We start from the raw sequence: 2,411 nt of genomic DNA on the forward strand, positions 1-2,411 counted from the left end.
GACCTGCTCGATGATCTCGTCGGCCGGGGTGGTGCGGGGATTGGTCACCACGCCGAGCATCCGCTTGGCCTGGTCGTAGTAGGGGGCCAGCTCGCCGCGCCAGTCGGTGATGTGGGCCCACTGCCGGTCGGCGTAGAAGGCGGGCAGCGGCTCGTAGAGGGTGTTGCCGTAGATGAGCGAGCCGCCGCCGACGCCCGCGCCGGAGAACACCGCGCACTTGCCGAGGATGCTGATCGCCTGCGGGCCGGTCATGCCGAGCTTCGGCGCCCAGATGGACTTGCGCAGGTTCCAGTTGGTCTTAGGCAGATCCTCCGCGTTCCAGCGCCTGCCCGCCTCCAGCACGCCGACCCGATAGCCCTTCTCGGTCAGTCGCAGCGCGCTGACGCTGCCGCCGAAACCGGAGCCGATCACCACCACGTCGTAGTCGAACTCGGCCATGTCCGTCCCTCTCGCTCACCTGTGGATTCGATGAGATGCTTTCATAGTCATTCTTTCACCGTCGTGGTTGTGGCGAAAAGCAACCGGGGAACGGCCGACGGCGTGCCCGGATGGCGTGCCGGAGGCCGGGTGCGGTAAGCACAGCGGATGACCACCGACGCCGCCGACCGGATCCTGACCGTCCCCAACGCGCTCAGCGTGCTGCGCCTGGTCGGCGTGCCGGTCTTCCTGTGGCTGATGCTGGTCGAACACGCCGACGGCTGGGCCTTCGCGCTGCTGATCGCCAGCGGCCTCACCGATTTCCTCGACGGCAAGCTGGCCCGCCTGCTCGACCAGGGCTCCCGGCTCGGCGCGATCCTCGACCCGTTCGTCGACCGGCTGTTCCTGGTCACCACCCTGGCGGCCTTCGTGGCGCGCGGGCTGCTGCCCTGGTGGGTGGCCGTGCTGCTGATCGGGCGCGACGTGGTGCTGGCGCTGCTGCTGCCCATCTACCGCCGCCGTGAGCTCGACCCGCCCGAGGTGATCTACCTCGGGAAAGCCGCCACCTTCGCGCTCATGTCGGCGCTGCCGTGGCTGCTGGCGGGGCAGATGGATTGGCCGCTGGACGGATTCGGCGCGGCCTTCGGTGCGGCACTGTTGATCTGGGGCACGGTGGTCTATCTGTGGACCGGCCTGCTGTACGCGGGCAAGGCGGTCGCGGTGGCGCGCGCGATACCGGCTGTGCGGCACCGTCACCCGTAGCGGATAAGGTTGCGTGCAACGTTCACGACGGAAAGGACGCCACGTGGCACTGACCCCCGAGGATCTGCGCTACACCGAGGAACACGAGTGGGTACGCCGGATCGGCCCCACGCGGGTGCGTGTCGGCATCACCGACTACGCGCAGTCCCAGCTCGGCGACGTCGTGTTCGTTCAACTACCGGACGTGCCCCGCACGGCCGAGGCGGGGGAGAGCGTCGCCGAGGTGGAATCGACCAAGAGCGTTTCCGACATCTACGCGCCTCTCGCCGCGAAAATCGTTGTGGTGAACGAGGAATTGTCCGCCGCGCCGGAGACGGTGAACGCCGATCCGTACGGGGCCGGATGGCTGTTCGAGGCCGAGGTGGAGGACGTGTCCGCGCTCGACATCACACTCGGTGAACTGCTGGATGCGGCAGGTTATCAAGGAGTTATCGGGGGCTGAATCGGCCTTCCCGGTTCCCCCTGCACGGGCGGCCCCCGGCAGGGTACGGTCAAAGCCAACGGATCAGTCGGCGCGTTCGCGCGGGCATTCTGCCGACACGGACTCGTGTCGACCCAAGCATCACCTGCTTGCATGGATAATCAGGTTCGAGGAGGAGAGAAACGGTGAGCGAGAACAAAGACCCGGGTTACCAGGAGACCGCGGCCGAGACGACGTCGGTCTTCCGCGCGGATTTCCTGAACGAGGTCGACGCGTCGCGCTCCGAGCAGGCCGGCGAACCGCCGGTCCAGGGGGTCGAGGGCCTACCGGCGGGAGCCGCTCTCCTGGTCGTCAAGCGCGGACCCAACGCGGGGTCGAGGTTTCTGCTGGATCAGCCCACCACCTCGGCGGGTCGCCATCCCGACAGCGACATCTTCCTCGACGACGTCACCGTCAGCAGGCGGCACGCGGAGTTCCGTCAGGACGACGGCACCTTCCAGGTGGTCGACGTGGGCAGCCTGAACGGCACCTACGTCAACCGGGAGCCGGTGGACTCCTCCGAGTTGCAGAACGGTGACGAGGTACAGATCGGCAAGTTCCGCCTGGTTTTCCTGACCGGACCGCGCGCGCAGGCGAACGAGTCCTCGGCAGGCGCCGGGAGCCTGTGACGCTGCCTCACCAGGCGGCGGTGTCGGGCGGTGTCGGTCTCAGGAGCGGTGTCGCCCGGAACAGGCTGGGGGACGGGAAGGGCTAGGCGACGGTGAGTGGTGCGGCGCAGTGGGCACGCGGAGGCATGTCGATCGGTTCCGTG

General features: G+C 67.9%; 4 protein-coding genes. 3 read left to right on the forward strand and 1 reads right to left on the reverse strand.

The window, feature by feature from the left end:
- Nucleotides 1–438: FAD-binding protein (locus QH283_RS28610; protein ID WP_280506043.1), on the reverse strand; the 438-nt coding region annotated here is incomplete at its 3' end.
- A gap of 147 nt (nucleotides 439–585) precedes the next feature.
- On the opposite strand from QH283_RS28610, the gene QH283_RS28615 reads away from it, so the two are divergent.
- The 3 genes from QH283_RS28615 to garA all read left to right on the forward strand — a co-directional run bounded on the left by QH283_RS28615 (nucleotide 586) and on the right by garA (nucleotide 2,268).
- Nucleotides 586–1,179 carry a CDP-alcohol phosphatidyltransferase family protein gene (locus tag QH283_RS28615; RefSeq protein WP_280506044.1) on the forward strand — a complete coding sequence of 198 codons (594 nt, stop codon included), beginning with the start codon at nucleotides 586–588 and terminating at the stop codon, nucleotides 1,177–1,179.
- A 43-nt stretch (nucleotides 1,180–1,222) separates the two neighbouring features.
- Nucleotides 1,223–1,621, forward strand: coding sequence for a glycine cleavage system protein GcvH (gene gcvH / locus QH283_RS28620; RefSeq protein WP_280506045.1), 399 nt, complete (start codon nucleotides 1,223–1,225; stop codon nucleotides 1,619–1,621).
- 164 nt (nucleotides 1,622–1,785) lie between these two features.
- The gene (garA, locus tag QH283_RS28625) at nucleotides 1,786–2,268 is read left to right on the forward strand and encodes a glycogen accumulation regulator GarA (protein WP_280506046.1); all 483 of its coding nucleotides are present in this window, start codon (nucleotides 1,786–1,788) and stop codon (nucleotides 2,266–2,268) included.
- The last annotated feature ends 143 nt before the right edge of the window (nucleotides 2,269–2,411 follow it).

Source organism: Nocardia farcinica, from assembly GCF_029867845.1.
In the GTDB taxonomy this organism is placed as follows: domain Bacteria; phylum Actinomycetota; class Actinomycetes; order Mycobacteriales; family Mycobacteriaceae; genus Nocardia; species Nocardia farcinica_A.

Bases quoted from the DNA above. Each gene is read 5' to 3' on its own strand.
- QH283_RS28615 (WP_280506044.1), top strand. From the start codon at position 586: ATGACCACCGACGCCGCCGACCGGATCCTGACCGTCCCCAACGCGCTC.